Below are 2,037 nucleotides of genomic sequence, written 5' to 3'. Positions count from 1 at the left end.
CAAACTGCATCATTGCCGAGCTTGATGAGGAAGAGACGGCAATATTCGGCGCCGAAATAGATAATAAAATAACATCAATATCTTACGGGCCGGATAAGGTTCGACGGAGGTCGCGTCCGCTCCGCCATTATCCCCATTACGAACCAGTGACACCACCCTGATGGGCGCGGGATTTTCGTGTTGTCAAAGCGGTTTTCATGAACCGACCGAACCTCATTGACAAGCGGCATGCCACCTCCCCCTTGGTCGGTGCCATAGGCGCCGCAATCGCGCCCAAGCCCTCATGTCGGAGATTGACCGCCAACCCGGCCTCGCTAGCGGTGGCCAACTCTTTTTGGAAAGAATGCTGAAGCCCGGAGGTGGATCATCATACCCGGGAATTTACCCGCAATGGAAAGCATCAGGCCTTCGGCCCCGGCTTCCCACTCACGCACCGTTTTACGGAAGTCATTCAGTGGGCTACGCGCATCTTCGGTGAAGTGGATATTCCATGGACGCGCGTAACCCGCGTCATCGGTCACGAAATCGAGCGATAGTCGTCGATCAACTGCCGTTTCCATCAACGCTTCATCGGCTTATGCTTTCGGGCGTTGTATGGAGGCGGATTCCGGCCAGATCGGAAAAAACTGCGCCATATCGGTATGGGGCCGGATACTGTCTCAAGATTTCTGGAATGTTCGTGTCGCCCAGCGTCGATCCAAGCGACCAAAGTAGCCGGTTTAGTATTGGAGTCATTCTCTCCGCCACCAACACCCTGAAATGCTGTATAAATAGCGTCGCACCCCGTCCAGAGGCGGCAGCAGGCGGACCCGGCTATCAAGGGGGTCTGTGCGGTTTCCGATTATATCGGTTTGCCATGCGGCGTGGACATGGCCTTTGTTGACATCGCCCTTCGCGCGATTGCTTTACCCCAAGTGGGCTAGGTCCTTCAGCACGGCGCGCGATGCGCGGAATGTCAGTGCGGCGATGGTCAGGGTCGGGTTCGCAGTGGTAATGGTTGGGAACGTCCCGCTGCCCAGCAAATACAGATTCCTGTGGTCCCAGCACCGCGACTCTGCATCAACGACAGAATTAGTGGGGTCGCTGCCCATCCGATATGTGCCGGCGATGTGCCCTGCCCCGTACAGGTTGACCTTATATTCCTAACCATCGAGCACGAATTCGATGCCCGGATAGCCGGGTTCGTCGATGAACTGGGAGTAGTTCATCCCGCTTCCGGGAAAAAACGGGTTGGCACCGATTTTCTTGAAGATCAGATCTGTGGCTTGCTGTGCGGCCACGATGCCGCGCAGTGTATATTCGCTGCCGGTGACGGAATAATTAACCTTGGGGCGTGGCAGGCCAAGCTTTTCCACATAGTGGTCAGACAGTGTGATCTTGTTGGTCGCCTGCGGTTCCTGTTCGACAAGGTAGCACAGGCGCATCATGCGCGTGTTGAACGTGTTGACCCGCTCGACCAGCGCCGAGCCGAACAGTTGTGCGCAATCGGGGTTCAGCCGAGAGTTGTTGTCGCCGAAGATAAAATCGCGGGCAGAGGTCAACGGGTCGTCATCTGACCACTCCCAGCCGACATTTCCGACATCCACGCGCCACGCGGAGCGATGCTTGCGGAACGGGCCGTCACGCAGGCTTTCGATACCCGAACCGCTGCGCGGGCCGCGATAGGGAAAGCCCTGCACGGTGTTCAGCCCGTAGCCCAGATAGCACAGATGATCCATCAGGTTGCACCCCAACTGGCCCGACCCGTTGGCGATGCCGCGCCCACCGTTCGACATGAGCAGGATCTTGACCGTCTCGACCGCATGGGCGGCCAGTATGACGATCTTGCCAGAAACCGTCTTGCGCGTTGTCTGGTAGTGTCCCGTGGTGCCGGTATATTCAAGATAGTTGACACCCGTCACATGCCCGTTGAGATATGCGCAGAAGTTGGTGACGCCTGATCAGGCGGCGGCTTGAACGTGGCGGAGGCCGTCGCGGAACTCAACCCCTTGGATGATCTCGGGCAGGCGGTTCCGGCCATCGAGTTTGCGCCATTTC

3 protein-coding genes are annotated in these 2,037 nt (G+C 57.5%); all 3 read right to left on the bottom strand.

Annotated features, from left to right (window positions below; translation table 11 throughout):
* Positions 1–314: 314 nt before the first annotated feature.
* The 3 genes from ROE7235_RS20025 to ROE7235_RS19400 all read right to left on the bottom strand — a co-directional run bounded on the left by ROE7235_RS20025 (position 315) and on the right by ROE7235_RS19400 (position 1,901).
* Positions 315–560, bottom strand: a complete 246-nt coding sequence (locus ROE7235_RS20025; protein WP_147434290.1) for a hypothetical protein — start codon at positions 558–560, stop codon at positions 315–317.
* 345 nt (positions 561–905) lie between these two features.
* The gene (locus tag ROE7235_RS21060; RefSeq protein WP_370743993.1) at positions 906–1,109 is read right to left on the bottom strand and encodes a GMC oxidoreductase; all 204 of its coding nucleotides are present in this window, start codon (positions 1,107–1,109) and stop codon (positions 906–908) included.
* 33 nt (positions 1,110–1,142) lie between these two features.
* Positions 1,143–1,901: a GMC family oxidoreductase gene (locus tag ROE7235_RS19400; RefSeq protein ID WP_121097668.1), complete on the bottom strand. Its 759-nt coding sequence runs from the start codon at positions 1,899–1,901 to the stop codon at positions 1,143–1,145.
* Between the last annotated feature and the right edge of the window lie 136 nt (positions 1,902–2,037).

Origin of the sequence: Roseinatronobacter ekhonensis (genome assembly GCF_900499075.1) — a bacterium.
GTDB lineage: Bacteria > Pseudomonadota > Alphaproteobacteria > Rhodobacterales > Rhodobacteraceae > Roseinatronobacter > Roseinatronobacter ekhonensis.
Note: the sequence above shows the minus strand (reverse complement) of the source record. Positions and strands in the feature narration are given on the sequence as shown.

Bases quoted from the DNA above. Each gene is read 5' to 3' on its own strand.
- ROE7235_RS20025 (WP_147434290.1), bottom strand. From the start codon at position 560: ATGGAAACGGCAGTTGATCGACGACTATCGCTCGATTTCGTGACCGAT.